The organism is Paraburkholderia atlantica (assembly GCF_009362785.1).
Classification (GTDB): Bacteria; Pseudomonadota; Gammaproteobacteria; order Burkholderiales; family Burkholderiaceae; genus Paraburkholderia; species Paraburkholderia atlantica.
In genome coordinates, this window is sequence record NZ_WHNQ01000019.1 from 83,036 (window position 1) to 103,126 (window position 20,091).

A 20,091-nucleotide genomic window follows, 5' to 3' on the forward strand; every position below is an offset into this window, starting at 1 on the left:
GGGCCACCCCAAATAACGGGCAGTGACCGTCGTACCCACTCCATCCGCGGCGTAACCGTTATTCGACCGCCTCGCCGTGCAGCACCAGGTCCAGTCCTTCGCGCTCTTCTTCCTCGGCGACGCGCAATCCCATCACTGCGTCGATCGCCTTGAGCAGGACAAACGAAACCACCCCACTGTAGATCAGCGTCGTCGCGACACCCTTGAGTTGCAGCAACACGTCGCCGTCCGCGCCGCCGATGTCCTTGACCGCGAACACGCCCGTGAGGATCGCGCCGACGATCCCGCCCACGCAGTGCACGCCGAACGCGTCGAGCGAATCGTCGTAGCCGAGCTTGTGCTTGAGCCACGTGGCCGACCAGAAGCAGAGCACACCGGCGACAATGCCGATCACCAGCGCGCCGAGGGTGCCGACGAAGCCCGACGCCGGCGTCACCGCCACCAGCCCCGCGACCGCGCCCGACACGATACCGAGCACCGACGGCTTACCCTTGGCCGCCCATTCGGCGAACATCCACGCGAGCGCCGCCGCGGCGGTCGCCACCTGCGTCGCGAACATCGCGAAGCCGGCACGGCCGTCCGCCGCCACCGCCGAACCCGCGTTGAAGCCGAACCAGCCGACCCACAGCATCGCGCCGCCGATCAGCGTCAGCGTCAGGTTATGCGGCGCCATCGCTTCCTTGCCGTAGCCGACGCGCTTGCCCAGCACCAGACAGCAGACCAGACCTGCGATACCCGCGTTGATGTGCACCACCGTGCCGCCCGCGAAGTCGAGGATGCCCGCGGTAGCCAGCCAGCCGCTCGGTTCCCACACCATGTGCGCGATCGGCGAGTAGACGATGATCGACCACAGCGTCATGAACACCAGCATCGCCGAGAACTTCATGCGGTCAGCGAACGCACCGGTGATCAGCGCCGGCGTGATGATCGCGAAGGTCATCTGATAGACGAAGTAGACCGTCTCGGGGATCGTCGGCGCGAGATGGCTGACGGTCAGCGTCGTGGCCTTGTCGCCCTTGATGTAGTTCATGCCCGTCATGAACACGCGCGAGAAGCCGCCGATGAACGAGTTGCCCGGCGTGAACGCGATGCTGTAGCCCACCACGGTCCAGACGATCGTCACCAGACAGGTGATCGCGAAGCTTTGCATCAGCGTCGCGAGCACGTTCTTCTTGCGAACCATGCCGCCGTAGAACAGCGCGAGACCCGGGATCGTCATGAACAGCACCAGCGCGGTCGAGGTCAGCATCCACGCGGTGTCGCCGGAGTTGATCTTCGATGAATCGACCGAGAACGGTGCGGTCGGCGCGGCCGGGGCCGATGCAGCGGCATCCGCCGCGGGAGCCGTGGACGCTTGCGCGACCGGCCCGGAGGCGGCCGCGGGCGCCGAGGCGTCTTGCGCGAATGCGGGGCTCAGCCCGCCCGCGAGCAACGAGCCCGCCATCAACAACGTCATCAACAGTTTGCGCATCTCTCTTTCCTCTTATCCGAGTGTCTTTATAGGGCGTCGGCGCCGGTCTCGCCGGTGCGGATCCGGATCACCTGTTCGATCGACGTCACGAAGATCTTCCCGTCACCAATCTTTCCAGTACGCGCCGCACGCTCGATCGCTTCGATAGCCTGATCGACGATGTCATCCGGGACGGCGACCTCGATCTTCACTTTCGGCAGGAAATCGACGACGTACTCCGCGCCCCGATACATTTCGGTGTGGCCCTTCTGACGCCCAAAGCCCTTGACCTCCGTAACCGTGATTCCAGAGACGCCAAGCGATGACAAGGCTTCTCGAGCCTCATCAAGCTTGAATGGCTTGATTACCGCACTTATTAGTTTCAATTTGCCCTCCGTTGATCGCCCATCCCGATGCTGGCCGTCGGTGACCGTGGCTCAGCGCGCGGGGACGTTCAAAGCAACTGTCATGCCATTCGCACGAACGGTATTGCAGCGGGAGAGTTATCAGAGGAGCCGAGTGTTGGGTCCTTCGGCGGTCAGATGGATGTTGTGAGGAACGGAACGGCATCGGGTGGCGGGACCGTCAGAAGGCTTCGTCGCGGAATGCGGCGTACAGGTGGAATGTACCCGGGCACCATGGGCGAGCGCGTTTTCCTGTCGCCCGTCCAATACGGGGCATGCGTGCACGGTTTTGTCGCTCGTGATTACAGAATCATTAATTGAAGTTTCCAGGTTGCCACTCGCGGGCCCGGTGCTCGCAAGCGTCTAAGGGCTTGAGCGCAACTCCGCCGTGGTAACGTGCAAAGACATCTCGGCTCTCGAACAGGAACAGATCAGGATGATTTCGCATGTATTCGTTGGGGTTAACGACTTTGACCGTGCGTTGAAGTTCTATTCGGCCGTCATGAGCGAGTTGGGACATCGACTGAAGTTTTGCGAGCCAGATAGACCGTGGGCTGGTTGGATGGCTGTGGGTATGCCGCGTCCACTCTTCCTTATCGGCAGGCCATACGATGGCAACCCAGCAGAACATGGAAACGGCCAAATGGTGGCATTGCTTGCGCCTGATCGTAGTTCGGTCGACAACGCATACGCTACCGCGTTGGCAAATTCAGGTTCTTGCGAAGGCCCTCCCGGTTTGCGCACGCCCTATCACCCGGATTATTACGGGGCGTATTTTCGCGACCCAGAGGAAAACAAGATTTGCGTTTGTTGTCACGATCCAGTGACTCAGTAGCACTCACAAAATTTCGAACCCGCTATACACCGGCGCAATTGACAAATTCCGTCTTGACGGTTCTGGTGGCTGAATCGTGAAATCGCATGCCACATCGAAGCCGACATCAAATCCGCAAGTGCCGCCCGATGTAGTCGATGAACACCCTGAGCTTCGGCGAAGCGTAACGGCTCGCGGGCCACAGAATCCAGAAAGTCACGGTCTGTTCGATGTAGTCGCTGAGCACGATCCGCAACGCCCCACTCGACAATGCATCACGCACGATGAATGTCGGCAGGAACGCAAGGCCTTTGTCCTGAAGTGCGAGAAAGGCCAGCACTTCGATGGTATTGGCCGAGAACGTCTGAGGTAATTCCGGCTGAGCTTCAGACGCCCCGAGCCGGAACGGCCAGCGTTCGAACTTGCCCGTAGCCGGAAATTTATGCAGCAGGCAGGCGTGAGCGGCGAGTTCGGACGGATGCGCGGGTGTGCCGTGGCGCTCGAGATAAGCAGCGGAGCCGACCAGGACCTGACCGCACGAACCCAGCCGACGCGACACCAACCGCGAGTCGTGCTGCTCGCCGGTACGAATGACGGCATCGAAGCCCTCTTCGATAATGTCCGCCATGCGATCCGACAGATCGACATCGAGTTCGATGTCCGGGTATTGCGCCATAAACCCGTCCAGCGCCGGCATGATGAGGCCCGACAACTGCGGCGTGCTGATTCGCAACCGGCCGCGCGGGCTTCCAGCAGCACCGGAAAGTTCTGCTTCGGCGGCCTCGATTTCTCCGAGAATGCGACGGCAGCGCTCGAGAAACAGCGCGCCTTCCGCAGTCAGCGTGATGCTGCGCGTGCTCCGATGAAATAGCCGCACGCCGAGGCGCTCTTCCATCCGCGCGATGCTCTTGCCAACGGCCGACGACGAGAGGCCGAGTTGACGTCCCGTTTCGGTGAAGCTGCGTGTATCGGCGACCTGCACGAATAGAGAAATACCGCCAAAGCTATCCATCAGCATTCCCCCGGACGATTGGTGGGCTGGCTCGCCGGAACCGCGGCGCAGCTTTCAATTTAGGACATTTCTGTCCGATATATTCGGAACCCTGGCCCATTTTTCTTCTTTCGATCGGTTCCTACACTCTCCTCACCGCAGTCGATTGCCATCGACAGCCACTACAACCGGAGAGAGTCATGTTCAAACTTCATTCACCCATCCAGGTGGGTTCCTTCGAATTTTCACATCGCGTCGTGCTGGCGCCGCTCACCCGGATGCGCGCCGAGCAAGGCGCGCGACCCGGCCCGCTGATGGCCGAGTATTATGCGCAGCGCGCCTCGCAAGGCGGTTTGCTGATCAGCGAAGCCACCATCGCGGCACCCAACGGAAATGGCTATCTCGGCGCGCCGGGGCTCTACGACGACAGCCAGATCGAAGGCTGGAAACGGGTTACCGATGCCGTGCACGCCAAAGGCGGTCGCATCTTCCTCCAGCTGTATCACGCGGGACGCCAGTCGCACAGCCAATTGCAGCCCGATGGTGCGCAGCCGGTCGCACCTTCCGCCGTGCCGCACGGCGGCGTGGCCTATACGGAAGCAGGCTGGATCCCCAACACACCGAGCCGCGCGCTGACCTTGACGGAAATCGCCGATCTCGTGGAGAGCTTTCGCCGCGCCGCGCTGCGCGGCAAAGAGGCCGGCTTCGATGGCGTCGAACTGCATGCGGCCAACGGCTATCTGTTCGATCAGTTCCTGCAGGACGGCAGCAACAAACGCACGGACATCTATGGTGGCTCGTTCGAAAATCGCGCGCGTTTGCTGATCGAAGCGACCGAAGCAGTCATCTCGGTGTGGGGCAGCGAGCGCGTCGCCGTGCGCCTGGGCCCGAGCGGCAGTTGGGGCGACATGTCGGATAGCGACCCGGAAGGCCTTTTCACGTTCGTCGCTGAGAAGCTCGATGCGATGAATCTCGCGTATCTGCATCTGATCGAACCGCGCGTGCTTGGCAATGTCGACGACGATTCGAAAGACCCGAACCCTGTCGCCGCGCAACTGATTCGCCGGCACTATCACGGCGTGATCATCGCCGCGGGCGGGTTCAAGCGCGACACGGCCGAAGCCATCCTGCAAGCGGGCGACGCCGATCTCGTTGCTTTCGGCCGCGACTTCATCGCCAACCCGGATCTGCCGGAACGTTTGCGCAAGGGTTTGCCACTCAATCCGTACGATCGCCCGACGTTCTTCGGTGGCACGGAAATCGGCTATACCGACTATCCGTTTCATCACGGCGAGGCGCTGGCAGCATGAGGGGCACGAACTGACGCGTAAAAAAACCGCCCGACAGTCGGGCGGTTCTTCACGACACTCATGCCGCAAAGCGGTGGGAAATCACTGCCCAGGCGAACCAATCGACGCAGGTTTGAGCGGTTCGGCGGTACCACCGGGCGGCGCTTTTACGGCCACGTGCGTGTGATGGGGCCGATCTTCTACAACTACTTTCTCGCCTATAGCTCAGGCTTTGAAGTGCGCATAGCTATTCCTGCAGGTCCCGGAATCCTCCCGCCGATGCAGCTGCGAAGGCGAGCCATGCGCACATACTTCGGAAAAACGCTCTAAAGAATATTGTCCAGCGCCTTGGCGAACCTGGCGACCGAGCCCTCGACGTCATGCAGTTTGTCCAGGCCGAATAAACCTACGCGGAAGGTTTTGAAGTCTTCAGGCTCGTCGCATTGAAGGGGGACGCCGGCCGCGATCTGCAAACCGGCATCGGCGAATTTCTTGCCGGATCGTATGCCGTCATCGTCCGTATAGCAGACCACGACGCCCGGAGCCTGAAATCCTTCGGCCGCCACGCTTTTGAAGCCTTTGTCGCTCAGGAGTGAGCGAATGCGCTTGCCGAGTTCAAGCTGCTCCGCTCTCACTTTGTCCAGGCCATATGCTTCGGTTTCCTTCATGACGTCGCGCAGCGTCGCGAGACTGTCCGTCGGCATTGTGGCGTGGTACGCGAAGCCGCCGTTCTCGTAGGCTTCCATGATCTGCAGCCACTTGCGAAGATCACAAGCGAAGCTGGTGCTGGTCGTTGCGTCGATTCGTTCGCGGGCGAGCGGGCTGAGCATGACCATGGCGCAGCAAGGTGACGCGCTCCATCCTTTTTGCGGTGCGCTGATCAGGACATCGATGCCACTGGCCTGCATGTCCACCCAGATCGTGCCGGAGGCGATGCAATCGAGAACGAACATGCCGCCGACCTCATGCACGGCGTCGGACACTGCGCGCATGTAGGCATCGGGCAGCATCATTCCGGATGCCGTTTCGACATGCGGCGCAAACACCAGATCCGGCTTGTGTTGCTTGATCGCGGCGACCACTTCTTCGATCGGAGCGGGTGCATAGGCGGCCTGCCTTCCCTGGTCGACCGGACGCGCCTTCAGCACGATCGATTCAGACGGAATGCCGCCCATGTCGAAAATCTGCGACCAGCGGTAACTGAACCAGCCATTGCGGATGACCAGACACTTGCTGTTCGTCGCGAATTGCCGGGCGACGGCTTCCATGCCGAAGGTCCCGCTGCCCGGGACGATCACGGCCGACTTCGCGTTGTAGACTTTTTTCAAGGCGCCGGAAATATCGCGTACGACGCCTTGAAAGAGCTCCGACATGTGATTGATTGATCGGTCCGTGTACACGACCGAATATTCGAGGAGTCCCTCGCGGTCGACATCGGGAAGTAAACCTGGCACGTTCGCCTCCAGTAATTGACGAGTAATAGAATCGAAAACAGATTCTAACGAAAGCCGCTTGCAACGGCATCGGGCGCGACGCCCCCGTTACCCGTCGGGCAGGTTCGGGCATGCACCAGCCCCGAAGGTGCCGCCGATGGCCTCGTCTCGACTGCTTCTCACGGGAAGATCGGTGTCGTGGGCTCCGCGCCTTCGAGATCGGCCTTCGGAACATGCTGCACGACCATTTGCTCGATCTCCTGTTCTCGCGATCCTGGCACGTCGGCCATGATCAGGAGCTGGCCGTCACGGATGGCGCCGCGAAAGCGCTCGAGTTGTGCGTTCGGCTCGTCGACGCCGATCATCGTGGCCGTCCAGGCTCCGAAGCCGGCACCTGTCAACGTCAATGCGATGACGGCTCCGCCCGCAATCGTGAGCCCCGCGGGAGGAAACACCAGTGCCACGAGGCCGAGAAGCGCGCCGGTCGCACCGCCGAGCGCCACGCCCCTTTCGAGCGAGTGCACGACGTCGCTGCTTTGCAGCAAAGTTGCCTCGGGCAGCTCTTCGAGTGCGACGCTGTGATTCGCGAGAACATGGATGTGTCGCCACGTGATCCGCGCCCGCAGCAAGTCGTCTACGATCGCCTTCGCCGTCGTCGTGTCGGGTGCGAGAAAATAAAGACGTCTCATCTCGATCCTCCATCAACCAAGCCGTCCTCCTACGGGACGATGCTCTTTATCGTACGCCCGCCGCCGGCAATCCTGTGGGCGGATGATCACTGCTGTATGCCAGTTTACAAATTCAGAAAATTCTCTTGAAGACGTATCGTTAAGCATAAATATGCTGCCAGACTATTTCGCGTAGTTCCGGAAACCCTGCATATTTACGGTCCACATTACGTTAGGCGTCCAATCGGAGGAAAACGATGACACGCGTTCGCGTTCAGGGCTTCACCATCTCGCTCGACGGATACGGTGCAGGCCCGAATCAGGACATCAACAATCCACTCGGCGTTGGCGGGACGGAATTGCACCAGTGGCTAGTCCCAACACGCACGTTCCAGCGAGCCTTGTTCGGCAACGACGATGGTACGACCGGGGTTAACGATGATTTCGCCGCCCGTGGCTTTCAGAATGTCGGGGCCTGGATTCTTGGACGGAACATGTTCGGACCCATTCGTGGCGACTGGCCGGACACGAACTGGAAAGGCTGGTGGGGAGACAGTCCCCCGTATCACGTCCCAGTGTTCGTCTTGACCCATCATCCGCGCGCCCCCATCGAGATGGCAGGCGGCACGACGTTCCACTTCATCACGGGGGGCATTCGCGAGGCGCTCGACCATGCACGCGAGGCCGCCGCCGGAATGGACGTGCGGATCGGCGGTGGGCCGGACACGATCCGGCAGTATCTCCGTGAGGGCCTCATCGATGAACTGCACATTGCAATCGCGCCGGTCCTGCTCGGCCGCGGAGAATCGCTGTTCGAAGGGGTCGATTTACGGGCTTTGGGATACGAATGCGTTGAATTCGTAGCGGCGGAGAAGGCCACCCATGTCGTTCTACGGCGCCAAGGACACACGGGCGCCTAAACCGGTCCTGCGCCGCAGGCTGCAGTGATTCGCACCACCGAAAGGATCGAAATGGTTGCCAACCTGGCACGCTCCTGGTTGAGCTGGAGCGCGCCTGCGGCCGCTGCGCAAGCCGCAGGCCACCCGCTCGTGGCGCTGGAATCGACCATCATCGCCCATGGCATGCCCTATCCGGAAAACGTTCGAACCGCGCGCGAAGTGGAGGCCTTGATCCGTGACGCGGGCGCCGAGCCGGCGACGATCGCGCTGATCGGCGGGCGAATCCGCATCGGCCTTTCGGATGACGAACTGGAAATGATCGGCCGCTCCGATCACGTACATAAGGTCAGCCGTCGTGACCTGCCGGCTGTGCTGGCCAGCGGCGGCCTGGGCGCCACGACCGTGGCTGGCACGATGATCTGCGCGGCGCTGGCCGGCATCGAGGTCTTCGTCACCGGAGGCATTGGCGGCGTACACCGCGGGGCGCAGGACACCTTCGACATCTCGGCCGACCTGCAGGAACTGGCGAAGACCTCGGTTGCGGTGATCTGCGCCGGTGCGAAGTCCATTCTGGACATCGGGCTCACCCTGGAATACCTGGAAACCCACGGCGTGCCGGTGCTCAGTTGCGAACAGGACAACTTTGCGGCGTTCTACACGCGTGATAGCGGCTTTCGCGCGGACTTCAGGATGGACGACGCCGCGGAGCAGGCACGCTTCATCCGCACCAAGTGGGACCTCGGCCTCGACGGCGGTGTGGTGTTGAGCACGCCGGTGCCGGAAGCGGCGGCGATGTCGTCCGAAGAGATCGACGCGCTGACTCAGCACGCGCTCGACGAGGCCGCTGCGCAGGGAATCACCGGTAAGGCCGTCACCCCCTTCCTGCTGGCGCGCATCAAGGCGTTGACGGGCGGGCGCAGCCTGGCGACAAACATCGCGCTCGTGAAACACAATGCCGAGGTCGGCGCAAGGTTGGCGCTGGCGTTGGCACGCTCGAAGCGCGGGGCAAGCGCGGTGTAACCGCGTGCTATCTTTGACTGATTCGAAACCTTCCTGTCAGGAGGGCTCGTGGACGTCGCCGCGTGGCTGCACAACCTCGGAATGGAGCGGTATGAACCGGTGTTTCGCGACAACGCCATCGACGCCGACGTGCTTCGCAATCTCACCGCGGACGATCTGAAAGAACTGGGTATTGCTTCGGTGGGTCATCGCCGCAAACTGCTCGCTGCATTGACGGAATTGCGGGCGCACACCGAAGAACCCCGGCACGGCGCCGCGAGCCCGGGCGACGCGAAAGGCGAACGACGGCAAGTCGCCGTCCTCTTCGCCGACCTGTGTGGCTTTACGCAGATGAGCCGTGAAGTCGACGCGGAGGAAGTACTCGCCGTGCTCGATCGCTACTTCGACCAGGCTGATCGCACCGTCGAGCAGCACGGCGGGCACGTCGACAAGCATGTCGGCGACTGCGTGATGGCCGTATTCGGCGCGCCAGTCTCGCATGGAAACGATGTCGAACGCGCCGTGCGGACGGCACTCGCGATCCGGGACGGGATGCCCGACCTGGCGCGCGCTCTCGGCCGGCCGGTGTCCGTGCATATCGGTATAGCCGGCGGCGAAGTCGTCGCAAGCGGCACCGGTAGCGCGACTCACAGGGAATACACGGTCACCGGCGACACGGTCAACCTCGCCTCGCGTCTCACCGATGCGGCCGAGCCGGGGCAGATCCTGATATCGGAAACCGTGCGACGCCCACTGGCTGACCGCCTCGACTGCGTCGAACGCGGCGCGCTGTCGGTCAAGGGCTTCGCGGAAACGGTCACGGCGTGGTCTATCGCCGCCCTTCTGCGCTCGCGCCCGGGCCGGCCATTGGTCGGCCGGCATCATCAGATGCAACAGTTTCGATCGGTGCTCGACTCGTGCCGCGAGACCGGCGTCGGACGCACCGTTCTGCTGCGCGGTGAGGCCGGAATCGGCAAAACACGGCTGGTCGAGGAATTCGAACGCGAGGCACGGGAGTCAGGATTTCTTTCTCATACGGGCCTCGTACTCGACTTCGGTGCAGCAACCGGACGTGGCGCAATTCAGTCTCTCGTGCGCGGCCTGTTGGCACCCGACGGCTCGACTGATGGAAATGCGAGTGCCGCCGGCGTCGAGCACGCGCTCGATACCGGGTTGATCGACGCTGGCGACGCACTCTTCCTCGACGATCTCGTCGATGTACCGATGGGTTTCGAGGACCGGACGGTCTACGAGGCGATGGACAATGAAATGCGTGTTCGCGGCCGGCGCAACGCCGTCGCCCGGCTCGTCCAACGCGCGAGCCGCCGGCGGCCTCGGCTACTTGTCGTCGAGGATATTCACTGGTCGGACGAATCGACGCTTCGCGACCTCGCCGGGCTGTCGGCAACGATGGCGGGATGTCCGGCCGTACTCGTGCTGACCGCGCGAACGCACGGCGATTCGAGCGAAGAGCCGTGGCGCGCGGCGATGAGCGAGCCGTATTCGCAGATCGATCTGGGTCCGCTAAGCACCAGCGACGCGCATGCGATGGCCAGATCGTTTCCCGGGGCGCAGGCAGGTCTGACGGGACGCTGCATCGCACGGGCGGCGGGCAATCCGCTGTTTCTCGAGCAGTTGCTGAACGATGCGCAGGACGGCCAAGGGACCGGCGTACCGGGGTCGGTGCGAAGCCTCGTACAGGCGCGGCTGGATCGACTCGATCCCGCCAATAAGACAGTGCTGCAGGCTGCCTCGGTGCTCGGCCAGTTGTTCGAGAAGGAGGCAGTCGATTTTCTCGTCGATGGCGACGGCGCTAGCGCCGATGCCGGTGTTGCGCTGGAACCGCTCGTGATCGGTCTGCTGTTACGACGTCAAGGCAGCGGATTCATCTTCCATCACGCGCTGATTCGCGACGCCATTTATGACGGGCTGCTGAAAAGCCGGCGCCGCGATTTGCATCGTCGCGCCGCACAGTGGTACGGCGAGCGCGACCTCGTGCTGCGTGCCGAACATCTCGATCGCGCGGGAGACCCCGGGGCATCGCTCGCCTATTGCGACGCAGCGCGCTCGCAGGCGTCGGGCTACCACCATGAAACCGCGCTCCGGCTTGTCGAACGCGGGCTCGATCTCGCGGATCAACGTAGCGAGCGCGCCGCACTCGAGTGTCTGCGTGGCGACGTCCTGCATGACCTCGGTGACATGAAGTCGGCACTCCATGCATTCGAAACCGCTCTCGAATTTGCGACGAGCGACGCGGAGCGTTGCCGCGCATGGATCGGGCGGGCGACCGTGAAGCGGATCATCGACGATCTCGACGGTGCGTGGGCCGACCTCGATCATGCCGCCGAAGCCGCCGAAGGTCTTGCGCGCGAGCAGGCGCGCATTCACTTCCTGCGCGGCAATCTGTGTTTTCCGAGCGGCGATATCGACGGTTGCGTGCGCGAACACGGACGCAGCCTCGCCCTCGCGCGCGACGCGTGCGACCCCGAACAGGAGGCGGCCGCGCTTGGCGGCCTCGGCGACGCAGAGTACATGCGCGGCCGGATGATCAGTGCCCACGAGGCCTTCAGCCGCTGCATCGAACTCTGCCAATGCCATGGCTTCGGACGGATCGAGGTTGCCAACCTGCCGATGCGGGCGATCACCACGTGGTTTACCGGCGAAGCCGCGAGCGCACTCGACGCCGCGCTCGCCAGCGTCGCCGCGGCGCAGAAGGTGGGTCATCCCCGGGCGCTTGCCGTCGCGCATCACGCTGCCTGGCACTGCCTGCACGATCGCGCGGAGTGGGATCGCGCGTGGGAGCACGTCGCACCCGCGCTACAGTGCGCGCGCGAGCTGAAATCGAGGCGCTTCGAAGGTGAAGCTCTGGCATTTAGCGCGGAAATGCATCGTGTTGCCGGCCGTCAGCGCGAAGCACGCGCCGCTATCGAAGCGGCGCTGTCGATCAGCCGCGAGACCGGCATGAACTACCTGGGCGCGGCTTATCTCGGCGTGCTCGCGCGCACGACGGATGACCCTGTCGTCTTCGCACAGGCGCTCGCGGAAGGCGAAGCTTTGCTCTCGGCGGGAGCGGTGAGCCACAACCACTTTCTGTTTCGACGCGATGCGATAGATGCATGCATCGACCGCAAACGCTGGGATGCGGCCGCGCATCACGCGGCGGCGCTTGAAGACTATGCGCGCCGCGAACCATCGGCCTTTTCTGCATTTTTCGTGGCGCGCGCGCGGGCGCTCGTCTCGTATGGAACCGGCAATCGCGATCCGGCATTGCTGAAGGAACTGCAGCGGCTACGGCAGGAGGGCGGCAGCCTGGGCTTCCTCTATGCGCTCCAGACGATCGACGCTGCGCTTGCGCGCGAGGCGGATCGACGAAGATGAGTTCACCGCTGGTGTGAAGGGGCGTCCTTTACTCGTCCTGTGTTTCCTGCTGGCGTTATTCTTGTTTGCTCAACATCGAACCCGACAGGTGCCGTGATGGATAAGAACGACGCAGACGGTTTGCTCCCTATCCACGGCGTTCAGCCACGTACCGAGGAAACGCTCGATCCGGACGATTGGACTGCGTTGCGCACACTGTCACACCGCATCGTCGACGATGCGGTCGACTACCTGCGCGACGTCCGCAGCCGGCCAGTGTGGCGAAGCATGCCCGAGGACGCCAAGGCCTTGTTCGAGCAGCCGCTGCCACGCTCGGCGTCATCGGCGGAAAGCATTTATCACGAGCTTGGCGACAATTTGATGCCTTATCCACTGGGCAACGTGCATCCTCGCTTCTGGTCCTGGTATATGGGCGCAAGCAACTTCACCGGAGCACTGGGAGACTTTCTGGCGGCAATTCAGGGTTCTAACCTGGGTGGGGGCAATCATGCGGCGGCTTTGATGGACCAGCAGGTGGTCGACTGGTGCAAGGAGATGGTCGGCTTTCCCGTTTCGGCCAGTGGCACATTGGTCAGCGGCGGCTCGATGGCAAACATCATTGCGTTGACAGTGGCGCGCAATGCGAAGGCTGGAATCGACGTGCGGGAGCATGGTGTAGCGGCCATCGACCGGCCGTTGCGCTTTTACGGCTCCGATCAGATGCATAGCTGCCATCGTAAGGCTATCGAGTCGCTCGGCCTGGGAAATACGGCGTTGCGGCGGGTCCCGACCGATGCGGCGTTGAGAATCGACGTCGCCGCTCTGCGCAATGCGATCGCAGAGGACCGGGCCGCCGGATTTCAGCCCGCGTGCGTGATCGCGACGGCGGGGACCGTCAATACCGGCGCGATCGACGATCTGATGGCGCTGGCCGACGTGGCCGCTGAAGAGGATGTCTGGTTACACGTCGACGGATGCATCGGCGCGCTGATTGCGATCGCACCCGACAATGCATATCGCGTTGCGGGCATCGGACGCGCTGATTCGATTGCCCTCGATCCTCACAAGTGGCTGCACGCCCCGTTCGAGGTCGGCTGCGCGCTCGTTCGCGACGCCGCTGCGCATCGAGGCGCATTCGCGCTGACACCGGAATATCTGCAACCCACACCGCGTGGAATTGCTTCGGCTCCCTGGTTATACGAGTATGGATTGCAGACGTCCAGAGGTTTCCGTGCGCTGAAGGTCTGGATGGCTCTGAAAGAGCATGGCGTCGAGAAGTTCGGCCGTCTGATCGACCAGAACATCGCGCAGGGGCGCTACCTCAGTGACCTCATCGTCTCTGAGCAACGCCTCGAGTTGATCGTACCGACCAACATCAACATCGTATGCTTCAGATATCGGCCAGAGAAGGAGATGGAAGAGGAAGCGTTAAAGGCTCTCAACATCGAGATCATGTTGCAGCTTCAGGAGGCTGGTATTGCTGCGTTGTCGGACACAACGGTGCAAGGAGTACATTGCCTCAGGGTCGCGATATGCAATCACCGGACCCGTCGGGACGACCTTGATTTGCTGGTCAAGGAAATCGTTCGACTAGGAGATCAGATTTTGCGTGGAAGTCGTAGCGATTGATTTCCGGACCCTTGGGATCGGTCGCGGTGAACAGCAGATGGCGGCGGGCATTCTCTATTCGCGAAAGATATCCGTGCCACCACGCAGCAGCAGAGAGACCAACTGTGACTGGCGATGCGTTTGTGTTTTCCCCTCAATATCCTTCAGATATTCTCGTGCGGTCTCAGATTTGATTCCCATCATCAACGCGGCTTCGTCAACATCATGCCCGCGCGCCAGTAGTGCTGCGAACTCAGCCTCGCGCGGCGTGAGCCCGAATGTTTTCGCGACGTCCGACTGATTGACTGCAACGGGTCGCTCCGGGTCGAAGATTAATAAAGCCGTGCAAACAAGTGGACTAATCCCACCCAAGGATTCAGGCGGCATCACCGGTATGGCGCGAACGATCAACGGCAATCGCGGCGATCGTCGAGAAACATAGCAGCGAGGCGATGCACGCATCGTCAGGCGACTGATGGTCAGATTCGACCGGTCACCATTGATATCGATCGCGCAAGCAATCGTGTCCCGCAAGCTTTTCGCGTCCGACAGAACGAGGGCAGATACTTCCTGATGGTTAATTATCAAACCGTCGTGAGGTTCGCAAAGCGCTTCGGCATAGCGATTGACAAAGACGGGTCGGGCTTTCGAGTAGAGAAGCACGACGCCTATATTGAGGCGCATCAAAAGGTCGAATGCACCATCGGCGCGCAGATCAGCCGACACCATATGACCGCGCGCGTTCAAGGCCGCTGTTAGGTGCGGCGCTATCATTGCGGCAGCCGAAAGATCGGCCTCGCCAAAGTCTCTGGCACCAAGGTGTCTACCCGCCGAGAAATAAACCTGCCGCGTATCGGAGTGAGAAACCGGCAGAACGAGCCCATAGAACATATTCGCGGGCTTGACTACTTCGTTATAAATGTGAGTGCGTTTGAACTCGGAGTCTGAGATTTCCGATGACTGTCGTCGCGGTGTTCCAACAGGAATATTTTTGATCCACTGCGGAAGGCGGTTTTGAAATTCACGCTGAAGCCCTCGAGCAAGAACCGGCTCAAGCCCCGCCGACACCGAAAGCGCCGTCACGCCTCCCTGGGTCGCGATTAAAAATCCCCAGTCCGCACCGATGGCCGTGACAATACTTGCCGCAGCCTCTTCCCACGCTTGCGGCGCTAGAACCGCTTCGTAGATACGCTGAATCGCTAAATGGATATTGTCTGTGCCCACAGTCGCCCTCATCCTTGCCACGAGAGGGATCAGGTAACCTCGCCGATTTCCAGTTTAAGCACGTCTCGACGCTTTAAAACGCCTTTGGGCGGCACTACGCCGCCAGAATCGATAAAAAACGTAGTCGAATATTCATCGTGTAACTACAACAAAATATCGTCCATCATCTCGTTGAGCAAATCATGATTCACTTTGGCGTCAAGCATTCCCTACTCCCAAATGGGGGTATGCGAGCGATACAAGCTGCTCAAAAATAGTTGGCGACATGGTTTCGCAAGCACGCAGTCCCCTGTTACGTCCAGTTGAAATACGCCGACGCTCAAGATCAACCGGCGCTTAACGCCGATGGTCGACCGCTCGTGAAAAAAGTTTTCTCCTGGTAGCCACATGGCCCGCTTTTGCCGCCTGACTGTTAGGGCTGCCGATTCGAAGTGACTTCTTACCTTTCCTGAATCGAACAGCCCAATCTTGATTGGAGTCGAACCATGTTGCCATTTCTCTCGCTGCATTCACTTGCAGCGCAACGCGGTGACGGGCTGCGTCCCGAACTTCTTGCTCTGCTCCTGCGCCACGCACAATCGGAAATCGGCCTCTGTGCCGACATTGAGCCGGACGAAACAGCGATTCCCTGCAAGCCGCCAGAGACCCTGCAACGTACCTCGGCAAATGAAGATATTCGTGAAGAGTGCCCACGCGAAAAGCCCAGAAACCCCTCACTCTAGCGAGTGCGATGCGCGGGTAAATTAACCGTTGAGACCTGGCGGCGTTGCAATTCCATGGGATGCTTCAAGTCGCTTGAAACCGGTGGTAGCAAAAAGACCCAAATACACACCTGCTGCCAGACTCCTAAGAACACGTGCTCTCTTTGCTCAACCGCTCGGCCGCCAGCGCCTTTACCATATGAGGCCCAGCGTCGCGCAAAGCGAATATTTACGCCCCGCGTATCAGCTGGCGCCTTTCTTCATGTTCCTGTTCCGATTTTCGCGTAAGGCGTACTCTCTTGTACGTACGCGTCCGAATTGATGGCAGTGGACTGCGTGGGTATGCGTAACCGCCCTATCCGTTTCGTTGCCATCGACTGCAGGATGTTAAGTTGCAGCGGCCCGTTCGTCGCTTCCGCGCTAGCTATTGTCGGACAGGTTTTGACCGGACAGGGTTGCGCGTAACTGGATTTTCCGGGCGGGACAAGTTCACGGAAATGCCACAAAATCGCTCAATCGCGCTATAAACGGTAGAGCCGCGCCCAATCTTTCTGTCTTGCGCCGCAAGGTTGACAGAACCCAAAGGAGGCAAAGCATGAATGCAAACAATGCGAGCAGAATAATCGGCGCAACCTTAGTCGCGGCCATCGCGAGTGCCTCGGCCTATGCGAGCGCGCAACCGGCTCTGAGCGCGACGGCCGACGTGGTCGCACAAAAGGTCGCGGCCTCAGGCTCACCGCCTCGACCCAAGCCGGATACTTCGATAGTTCGCGACGTCCGCCGTGCCCTCAGGCGCGTACCGGATATGGATGATTCAAAGATTCACATCAGGTCGAGCCAAGGCGTCGTTACGCTCACCGGAACGGTGCCGGAGAGCTGGCAGATCTCGCGCGCCGCCAATGCGGCGAGATCAGTGCTCGGTGTCAAGTCGGTGAGGAATAGATTGACCGTGCGAGAGAGCGACGAAGCAACCATTGAGCAGCGCCCCGCGGCATCGGCCGGATAGGTGGGCGATGCTCGACGGATCGGACCGGATTGCGCTTTCCGCGCGGGCCGGTCGCCTGCGTCTACTGTCGCCCCCTTTGCGGCGATCCCATTCGCTGTGCCCGAGAAAAATAGAGCTGGGTTGGTTCGAAGAGATTCGCCGGCAGGGCGTCTTCCGCGAACCATGACCATGCTTCGCACTTATCCGGCTCCATACATATCGGCAAACCCGTTGAACCGCCCTCGACGAACAATGTGATATGCCGAAGCTTGCCGGGCTCGATCCATCCCGTCCTCCAGGTCGTTGCCACTGAATCCGTTAGCACCAGACCTGTCTCCTCGAGCAACTCGCGGGAAGCGGCTGCAAGCGGATCTTCACCCATGTCGACTTTGCCGCCGGGGAAGCCCCATGTTCCGTAGCCATATTCGCTACGACGCAGACCCAGAAGATAACGGCCTTCGCGCTGAATCACCACGCCGACACCGAGCACGGTTTCAGTCGCGTATGACGCTTCACTGTGACCAAACGAATTCATTTTCGGCAAATCCTCCATGCTACGCATCTGTTCTGACGCGGGACTGGACCACGAACTGAATCACGAAGAAGTCTGGGTCGAAGGCCGGTGCCTCTAGCCCTTCACGCGTTCGGATCGCGGATCGTACGGCGCCTTCAGATGCACGCTTGCCCTCACCTGTTCGCCCGCCACGTCGATCGTATAGCGGCCTTGCGCGAGCCACGCAGCATCGGCGGCACCATCGGCACGGTTCACGAAACCCATTGCGACCGGACATCGCAAGGTATGCCCGAACGCGGCGGACGTTACCGCCCCCACCGGCTCGCCATCGCGCAAGATAGCTTCGCCACCCCATAGCATCAGATGTTCGGCGCCGTCGACCGTCAGGGTCACGAGACGCCGGCGCAGCGGCGCGTCGCGCAGACGCAAAAGGGCGTCGCGGCCGCGGAAGTCGATGTCCTTGTCGAGCTTGCAGGCGAATGCGAGGCCTGCCTCGAACGGATTGCAATCCGGCGAAAGCTCGCGGCCCCACGCCCGGTAGCCTTTTTCGATCCGTAGCGATTCGATCGCGTAGTAACCGGCGTTGACGAGCCCAAACGGCTTGCCAGCCGCGCGCAAGGTCTCGTAGACGCCCACCGCGAATTCGACCGGCACGTACAACTCCCAGCCCAGCTCGCCCACGTAGGTGAGGCGCGTCGCGCGCACCGTCGCGTAGCCGATGTCGACTTCGCGGCTCTGGCCGAACGGGAACGCCTCGTTGCTCCAGTCGGCCTTCGACACGCTTTGCAACAGCGCGCGAGCGTGCGGCCCCATCACCGCGAGCACCGCGTACTGACTCGTGACATCGATCACCACGCAGTGGCGCTCGGGCGCAATCGCCTTCTCCAGATAGTTGAGGTCGCGCGTTGCCTGCGCCGAGCCCGTGACGACCAGGTATTGGTCGTCGGCGAGGCGGGTCAGCGTTAGGTCCGATTCGTAGTTGCCGCGCTCGTTCAGCACGCCGGTATAGACGGTGGTGCCGGGCGGCACGGCGACGTCGTTCGCTACGATGCCTTGCAGCACCGCTTCGGCGTCGCGCCCCTTGACGAGCAGTTTCGCGAACGAGCTCATGTCGAACAGGGCGACACGCTCGCGGCACGCGCGGTGCTCGGCGGCGCTCCACGGCAGCCAGTTCTGCTGGCCGAACGCGTAGTCGATGCGCGCTTCCGCGGGGCTCGGTGCGAAAAAGTTGGCGCGCTCCCAACCCATCTTGCTGCCGAAGCACGCGCCATCGTCGCGCAGCAGCGCATACAACGGCGAACGCCGGAATGGCCGCGCGGTATCGAGCTCGCGATTGGGCCATGGCATCGCGTAATGCAGACCGAGGGTTTCCTTCACGCGGTCGTGCAGCCACGTGTCGTTGCCATTGAAGCGCGCAAAGCGGCGGATGTCGACCGGCCACAAGTCCATGGTCGGCTCGCCAGCGACGATCCACTCGGCGAGCGCCATGCCCGCGCCGCCCGCCGACGCAATACCCATCGAGTTGAACCCTGCGGCCACGAAAAAGCGGCGCAACTCAGGCGCCTCGCCAAGGATGAAATTGTTGTCCGGCGTGAACGATTCGGGCCCGTTATAGAACTGCCTGACTTGCGCGGTTTCGAGCGCCGGCACGCGCACGAGCGCGTTTTGCATCAGGATCTCGAACTGATCCCAATCATCCGGCAGAAGCTGGAACTCGAAGTTCTCGGGGATGCCCGCCATGCCCCACGGCTTTGCGTTCGGCTCGAAGCCGCCCATCACGAGGCCGCCCACCTCCTCCTTGAAGTAGATGTAGCCATCCGGGTCGCGCATCACGGGCAAATCGCGATGCACGCCGGGGATCGGCTCGGTGACGATGTAGTAGTGCTCAGCCGAATGCAGCGGCACCGTGACGCCGCACAGCCGCCCGACCGCCTTGGCCCACTGGCCTGCGCAGTTGACGACGATATCGGCGTGCAGCGTCCCTTCGGCGCCGTCCTTGCGACACCATGTGACGCCGCAGGCCTCGCGGCCCTGACGCGCCGGGCGAGTCTGCACTGCGGTGATGCGAACGTTTTCGACGATACGTGCGCCGCGCATGCGTGCGCCGCGCGCGAGCGACTGTGTCAGATCGGTGGGATTCGCCTTGCCGTCGCCCGGCAGCCAGACCGCGCCGAGCAGATCGTCGGTGCGCATCACCGGCCACAGTTCGCCGGCCTCGCGCGGCCCGATGACTTCGCAGGCCACGCCATAGGCGCGGGCGACTGCCGCCGTGCGTTTCAGCTGGGTCATGCGCTCCGCGGTGCGCGCGACCGACAACGAACCGCACTGCTTCCAGCCCGTGGCGAGGCCGGTCTCGGCCTCGAGCTCCGCGTAGAGCTTCGTCGAGTAGCGGATCAGCTTCGTCATGCTTTCCTGCGCCCGCAACTGCCCGACGAGACCGGCCGCATGCCAGGTGGTGCCGCACGACAGCTGCCCCTGTTCGAGCAGCACGACGTCGGTCCAGCCGAGCTTCGTCAGGTGCCACGCAACCGAGCAACCGACGATGCCGCCGCCGATGATGACGACACGAGCATGGCTTGGGATTTCCGTGGACATCGGCGGCCTCGCTTTTTTGGATGTGTGTGGCAATGTGTGGAAAACGCTGTGGCCATAGACTGCAACAAAAAGACGCAAAAAACAACAGAAACCGGAAATCACCGGGAGCCAGCGAAGAGCGGGCGCACGGTGAAAATTCGCCCACAATGCCTTGGCCAAA

At 61.7% G+C, this 20,091-nt stretch carries 16 protein-coding genes; 8 read left to right on the plus strand and 8 right to left on the minus strand.

Translation table 11 applies throughout. From position 1 onward, the window contains the following. Nucleotides 1-58 precede the first annotated feature (58 nt). Complete coding sequence (locus GCT19_RS24740; RefSeq protein WP_152853365.1) at nt 59-1,471, minus strand: ammonium transporter; 1,413 nt, start codon at nt 1,469-1,471, stop codon at nt 59-61. Nucleotides 1,472-1,497: 26 nt separating this feature from the next. Beyond that, a complete protein-coding gene (locus tag GCT19_RS24745; protein WP_018436703.1) occupies nt 1,498-1,836 on the minus strand; it encodes a P-II family nitrogen regulator in 339 nt (112 codons plus the stop codon). A 454-nt stretch (nt 1,837-2,290) separates the two neighbouring features. Here GCT19_RS24745 and GCT19_RS24750 point away from each other — a divergent pair, with 454 nt between their 5' ends. Beyond that, nucleotides 2,291-2,689 (plus strand): VOC family protein, encoded by a 399-nt coding sequence (locus GCT19_RS24750; RefSeq protein WP_152853366.1) that lies wholly within the window; start codon nt 2,291-2,293, stop codon nt 2,687-2,689. A gap of 106 nt (nt 2,690-2,795) precedes the next feature. On the opposite strand, the gene GCT19_RS24755 is transcribed toward GCT19_RS24750, so the two are convergent. Further along, complete coding sequence (locus GCT19_RS24755) at nt 2,796-3,680, minus strand: LysR family transcriptional regulator (protein ID WP_152853367.1); 885 nt, start codon at nt 3,678-3,680, stop codon at nt 2,796-2,798. 179 nt (nt 3,681-3,859) lie between these two features. Here GCT19_RS24755 and GCT19_RS24760 point away from each other — a divergent pair, with 179 nt between their 5' ends. Beyond that, nucleotides 3,860-4,969: an alkene reductase gene (locus GCT19_RS24760; protein WP_152853368.1), complete on the plus strand. Its 1,110-nt coding sequence runs from the start codon at nt 3,860-3,862 to the stop codon at nt 4,967-4,969. A 305-nt stretch (nt 4,970-5,274) separates the two neighbouring features. Here the strand turns inward: GCT19_RS24760 and GCT19_RS24765 are convergent, their stop codons facing one another. Beyond that, on the minus strand, nt 5,275-6,402 hold the full coding sequence (locus GCT19_RS24765; protein WP_321576865.1) for an aminotransferase class V-fold PLP-dependent enzyme: 1,128 nt from the start codon (nt 6,400-6,402) through the stop codon (nt 5,275-5,277). A gap of 158 nt (nt 6,403-6,560) precedes the next feature. After that, entirely contained in the window at nt 6,561-7,070 is a 510-nt protein-coding gene (locus GCT19_RS24770) for a DUF1269 domain-containing protein (protein WP_152853370.1), read from the minus strand. Between the two features lie 236 nt (nt 7,071-7,306). On the opposite strand from GCT19_RS24770, the gene GCT19_RS24775 reads away from it, so the two are divergent. From GCT19_RS24775 to GCT19_RS24790, 4 genes are all read left to right on the plus strand, one after another. Then, nucleotides 7,307-7,969, plus strand: coding sequence for a dihydrofolate reductase family protein (locus GCT19_RS24775; protein ID WP_152853371.1), 663 nt, complete (start codon nt 7,307-7,309; stop codon nt 7,967-7,969). A gap of 51 nt (nt 7,970-8,020) precedes the next feature. Next, on the plus strand, nt 8,021-8,968 hold the full coding sequence (locus GCT19_RS24780; RefSeq protein WP_152853419.1) for a pseudouridine-5'-phosphate glycosidase: 948 nt from the start codon (nt 8,021-8,023) through the stop codon (nt 8,966-8,968). 48 nt (nt 8,969-9,016) lie between these two features. Then, nucleotides 9,017-12,325 (plus strand): adenylate/guanylate cyclase domain-containing protein, encoded by a 3,309-nt coding sequence (locus GCT19_RS24785; protein WP_321576866.1) that lies wholly within the window; start codon nt 9,017-9,019, stop codon nt 12,323-12,325. A gap of 96 nt (nt 12,326-12,421) precedes the next feature. Beyond that, entirely contained in the window at nt 12,422-13,933 is a 1,512-nt protein-coding gene (locus tag GCT19_RS24790; RefSeq protein ID WP_152853372.1) for a pyridoxal phosphate-dependent decarboxylase family protein, read from the plus strand. A gap of 54 nt (nt 13,934-13,987) precedes the next feature. On the opposite strand, the gene GCT19_RS24795 is transcribed toward GCT19_RS24790, so the two are convergent. Further along, the gene (locus GCT19_RS24795) at nt 13,988-15,136 is read right to left on the minus strand and encodes a helix-turn-helix transcriptional regulator (protein ID WP_227749328.1); all 1,149 of its coding nucleotides are present in this window, start codon (nt 15,134-15,136) and stop codon (nt 13,988-13,990) included. Nucleotides 15,137-15,621: 485 nt separating this feature from the next. Between GCT19_RS24795 and GCT19_RS24800 the strand changes: the two genes are divergently transcribed. Next, nucleotides 15,622-15,858, plus strand: coding sequence for a hypothetical protein (locus GCT19_RS24800; protein WP_152853374.1), 237 nt, complete (start codon nt 15,622-15,624; stop codon nt 15,856-15,858). A 574-nt stretch (nt 15,859-16,432) separates the two neighbouring features. Then, nucleotides 16,433-16,843 (plus strand): BON domain-containing protein, encoded by a 411-nt coding sequence (locus GCT19_RS24805; protein ID WP_018436714.1) that lies wholly within the window; start codon nt 16,433-16,435, stop codon nt 16,841-16,843. Between the two features lie 61 nt (nt 16,844-16,904). On the opposite strand, the gene GCT19_RS24810 is transcribed toward GCT19_RS24805, so the two are convergent. After that, the gene (locus GCT19_RS24810) at nt 16,905-17,375 is read right to left on the minus strand and encodes a nucleotide triphosphate diphosphatase NUDT15 (RefSeq protein WP_193727448.1); all 471 of its coding nucleotides are present in this window, start codon (nt 17,373-17,375) and stop codon (nt 16,905-16,907) included. A 75-nt stretch (nt 17,376-17,450) separates the two neighbouring features. Further along, entirely contained in the window at nt 17,451-19,931 is a 2,481-nt protein-coding gene (locus GCT19_RS24815) for a GcvT family protein (RefSeq protein WP_152853376.1), read from the minus strand. Between the last annotated feature and the right edge of the window lie 160 nt (nt 19,932-20,091).

What these genes read in the sequence shown, in the direction of transcription:
- GCT19_RS24750 (WP_152853366.1), top strand. Translation starts at nt 2,291, where the DNA reads ATGATTTCGCATGTATTCGTTGGGGTTAACGACTTTGACCGTGCGTTG.
- GCT19_RS24775 (WP_152853371.1), top strand. Translation starts at nt 7,307, where the DNA reads ATGACACGCGTTCGCGTTCAGGGCTTCACCATCTCGCTCGACGGATAC.
- GCT19_RS24780 (WP_152853419.1), top strand. Translation starts at nt 8,021, where the DNA reads ATGGTTGCCAACCTGGCACGCTCCTGGTTGAGCTGGAGCGCGCCTGCG.
- GCT19_RS24790 (WP_152853372.1), top strand. Translation starts at nt 12,422, where the DNA reads ATGGATAAGAACGACGCAGACGGTTTGCTCCCTATCCACGGCGTTCAG.
- GCT19_RS24755 (WP_152853367.1), bottom strand. Translation starts at nt 3,680, where the DNA reads ATGGATAGCTTTGGCGGTATTTCTCTATTCGTGCAGGTCGCCGATACA.
- GCT19_RS24805 (WP_018436714.1), top strand. Translation starts at nt 16,433, where the DNA reads ATGAATGCAAACAATGCGAGCAGAATAATCGGCGCAACCTTAGTCGCG.
- GCT19_RS24760 (WP_152853368.1), top strand. Translation starts at nt 3,860, where the DNA reads ATGTTCAAACTTCATTCACCCATCCAGGTGGGTTCCTTCGAATTTTCA.
- GCT19_RS24770 (WP_152853370.1), bottom strand. Translation starts at nt 7,070, where the DNA reads ATGAGACGTCTTTATTTTCTCGCACCCGACACGACGACGGCGAAGGCG.
- GCT19_RS24800 (WP_152853374.1), top strand. Translation starts at nt 15,622, where the DNA reads ATGTTGCCATTTCTCTCGCTGCATTCACTTGCAGCGCAACGCGGTGAC.
- GCT19_RS24815 (WP_152853376.1), bottom strand. Translation starts at nt 19,931, where the DNA reads ATGTCCACGGAAATCCCAAGCCATGCTCGTGTCGTCATCATCGGCGGC.
- GCT19_RS24740 (WP_152853365.1), bottom strand. Translation starts at nt 1,471, where the DNA reads ATGCGCAAACTGTTGATGACGTTGTTGATGGCGGGCTCGTTGCTCGCG.
- GCT19_RS24810 (WP_193727448.1), bottom strand. Translation starts at nt 17,375, where the DNA reads ATGGAGGATTTGCCGAAAATGAATTCGTTTGGTCACAGTGAAGCGTCA.